Annotated in this window: 3 protein-coding genes and 1 pseudogene; 3 read left to right on the forward strand and 1 reads right to left on the reverse strand. The window is 63.2% G+C overall.

Annotation, left to right across the window (positions count from 1 at the left end; genetic code table 11):
* The first annotated feature begins 204 nt into the window (after window positions 1–204).
* Window positions 205–1,161, forward strand: a complete 957-nt coding sequence (locus AB0H00_RS31790; RefSeq protein WP_357273606.1) for an endonuclease/exonuclease/phosphatase family protein — start codon at window positions 205–207, stop codon at window positions 1,159–1,161.
* A 293-nt stretch (window positions 1,162–1,454) separates the two neighbouring features.
* On the opposite strand, the pseudogene AB0H00_RS31795 reads toward AB0H00_RS31790, so the two are convergent.
* A pseudogene (locus AB0H00_RS31795) lies at window positions 1,455–1,916 on the reverse strand (transposase); the annotation flags it as partial.
* 215 nt (window positions 1,917–2,131) lie between these two features.
* On the opposite strand from AB0H00_RS31795, the gene AB0H00_RS31800 reads away from it, so the two are divergent.
* Both AB0H00_RS31800 and AB0H00_RS31805 read left to right on the forward strand, forming a co-directional pair.
* Window positions 2,132–2,995 carry an MBL fold metallo-hydrolase gene (locus AB0H00_RS31800; protein ID WP_357273608.1) on the forward strand — a complete coding sequence of 288 codons (864 nt, stop codon included), beginning with the start codon at window positions 2,132–2,134 and terminating at the stop codon, window positions 2,993–2,995.
* On the forward strand, window positions 2,992–3,231 hold the full coding sequence (locus AB0H00_RS31805; protein WP_357273612.1) for a hypothetical protein: 240 nt from the start codon (window positions 2,992–2,994) through the stop codon (window positions 3,229–3,231). Before AB0H00_RS31800 ends, AB0H00_RS31805 begins: the two co-directional genes overlap by 4 nt.
* Window positions 3,232–3,305 lie beyond the last annotated feature (74 nt).

The raw sequence follows: 3,305 nt of genomic DNA on the forward strand, positions 1-3,305 counted from the left end.
CGATGCCGCGATGCCGCGATGCCGCGATGCCGCGATGCCGCGATGCCGCGATGCCGCGATGCCGCGATGCCGCGATGCCGCGATGCCGCGATGCCGCGATGCCTCTCCGAGGCCGCCGGGACGATCGGCTGGCCGGTGGTGGAGTGGGCCAGAGCCACCTCACCTCGGCCGTTCGTTGGGGCTCGTGTTTATCTGTCGGGTGTGATGTCGAAGTTGGTTCCGAACGGTGTCGACCTGCTCGCATGGATCGCGACACTGACAGGAGCCGCTGGGGTCGCGTTGCACTTCAGCCAGTCGTGGTGGCGAATGTTGGTCTTGGCGGCTTCGGGTGCGCCGTACCTGATGAGTTCCGCTCTCGTCGGGGTGGTGGCCTTTGTAGCCATGCGGCACTGGAGCGGTGCGGGGGTGGCGATCGTTGTCGTTGCCACCGCGATCTGGACCCAGGCTCCGCTGTACTTCAGCCGTTCAGGTGACGACAACGGATACGCAGTGATAGTGATGCAGGCCAATCTTCTGTTCGACGGAGCTGACCCTCAGGCGCTGGTCGACCAAGTGCGCACGCGGAACATCGCTTTGCTCACCGTCAATGAACTCACACCGGCCACGGTCGAGGATCTCGGCCGGGCGGGGCTCGACCAGTTATTGCCGCACCGGTATCTATCCCCCGGAAGGACTGCGGCCGGGACGGGAATCTGGAGCAGCTACCCGCTCTCGGAAACCGTCGAGTACGACGGGTTCGTGCTGAACCAGCTCTCGGCGACAGCAAGCATCCCGGGTGCCGGACCGGTCACGGTGTACGCCTTCCATCCGGTGCCACCGGTGTTCGGTACGCAGGTGTGGGCCGACGAATTGTCCCGTCTGCGCGAAATTCTCGAGCGGTCGCCATCGGGTCGGCCCGCGATCGTCGGTGGCGACTTCAACGCGACTTACGATCATGCGCAGTACCGCACGATGTTATCCGGGCGTTTCGGCGACGCTGTCGAACAGGCGGGCGCCGGACACCTGGTCACCTATCCGACCGACAAGCGGTGGCCGCCCTTGGTCGGTATCGACCATATCCTTGTCGCTGGGGGCCGCGCGGTCGCGGTGGAGACGGTGGGCTTACCAGGCGCGGACCACCGCGCTCTGGTCGCGCAGGTCCGCCTGGATCGCGAGCGGTAGTAACCCATGGGCGCGGGCGTGCGCGCATGCTGGTCGCCGCCGCTGCGGAATCTTCTCGCCTACGTCCTGCTGGTTCTGGACGACGAGCCGCTGATCGTCCTGCACCGCGAAACGGCCACCCGATGTCAGCTGGTCTTGTACCCACACCAGCCGGGATCGGTCTCGGGCGTACCGAGCCACGAAACCAGTTCTCGATCGGCGGCATTCCAGTTCACAGCGGGTGCGGGTACCCAGCTTCGGCCGCACCTTCTCTACGTGCAGAGCGTCATGTGTTGGAGCATGGCGATCATCTGCTGCGGCTTGGTCGCGAACTCGGTCTCCTCGGGGGTCCTGGCATCGCGGCACCGCTGCCGATCCGATGTCCACGACTGCGGGACGTAAAGTTCCGGTCGATCAGGGCATGCCCGTGCTTGGACGCGTACGCCGGAAACACCCGGATCTGGCAATTCTCCGCGGAGGACTGCCCCAGCGGATTTGGTGCCCCTTCTTCAAGAAACCGGTCTCGTCACCGGCCAGCACGGCATCGGGGCCACCGAGATGTTCGACCACGTAGTAACGCACATCGTCACGAACACCCTCGACGTCCCAGTCGGCCTTGCGCAGCAGCCGCTGCATCCTGTCCGGGCTCCCCTCACCAGCGCGTTCGGACAACGTCCACCCGTTCTTGCGCTCCAGCCTGCAGTCGACCCGGTCACGTACGCCCGCGCCCGAGCCCGCGGCTCCGAACGCGTGAACCGACCCCTAATCCTCGACATCAACGAATGCGAATCGGCCACAAATTATCCAACACCACAGATCACATCTACACCAGCTCACTCGGGTGCCGTTGCAGCATTAATATATTGAATTGTCTACGGAATCCTCAGATAGATTTTTGAAAATATGTCAAGACTTGAAATTTCCGTGCCATGGTTGGTATTCCTGAAAGGTGCGACCGTTGCTGCGTCGCACCGAGGAGGGAGTTCTACAAATGTCCTGGTTCGTAGACGATCGCTGCGTGAACTGCGATGTGGCCCGGCAATTGGCGCCCGGCTTGATCGGCGAGGTCGATGGTCGCTCCGAAATTTTGCGTCAACCGCGCGACGAAGCCGAGGAAAAGGCGCTGGTCGCAGCCGCATTCGCCTGTCAAACCCGATCGGTTCGGCGCAGGAACGTGTCACTCAACGCGGCGTTCGACCCGTTCCCGATGCGCCTGGACGAGGGTGTTTACCTGTGTGGCCACAATTCGTCGCACACTGCGGGAGCCAACTCCTATCTGCTGCGACGCCGCGGCGGCAATCTCATGGTCGATACGCCACGCTGGAGCGAGTCGCTGGCAACGCGATATGAGGCGCTCGGCGTGGTGACGGACGTTCTGCTGACCCACCGTGATCACGCCGCGCATGGCCGGCGCTACGCAGACCGATTCCGGGCTCGACTGTGGATTCACGAGGGTGATCTCGATTCAGCTCCGGATGCCGATCAGATAATACGGGGAGCCGATCCAGTCGAGATCGTCGACGGCGTAATGGCGCATCCGTTTCCGGGCCACACCGAGGGAAGCGTGCTTTATGTAGTCGACGACCGATACTGTTTCAGCGGGGACAGCCTGTACTGGTCCCGCACCACCGGAGACATCGAAATTGCCGAGAGCGTCACCTGGTATTCGGTCGAAGTACTGGCCGAGTCGCTGGCACGGTCGGCCGATCGCCTTGGTTTCGAATGGCTCCTACCCGGTCATGGGGATCGCCGACAGCTTCCGGCAAGCGAGATGGCGCTCCGGATGCGAGGCCTGGCTGAACGTGTCAAAGCCCTTCGCCCCCAGCCGATCGATTTCAGCGCCATTCGGTGGTGATCACGTCTCAGCTCAGCGCCCAGCCGAACCTCGCGAGCCGCGTGCTTGCCACCATACTGCAGCTGCGGCCAGCGTCAGCCATGTTTCGTGCGGCAGGCCAGGCCGATGCGCTGTTCCATTCCGCCAACGACGACACCAAGCCCGGTTCAGCCACTACCGACGACGAGGCCACCCACTCAACTGACCACTGGAGTGCCGTTGCAGCACTAACACTACAGCTGCACTTCGTGATGTAATCGGTGTCGGCGCTGGTAGTGGGCCTTCTTGGCTCTGTATTGGTGGCGTCGGCGCCAGGTTGACCATCGCCAGA

The sequence above is a fragment of the Nocardia sp. NPDC023852 genome, from assembly GCF_040639505.1.
In the GTDB taxonomy this organism is placed as follows: Bacteria; Actinomycetota; Actinomycetes; order Mycobacteriales; family Mycobacteriaceae; genus Nocardia.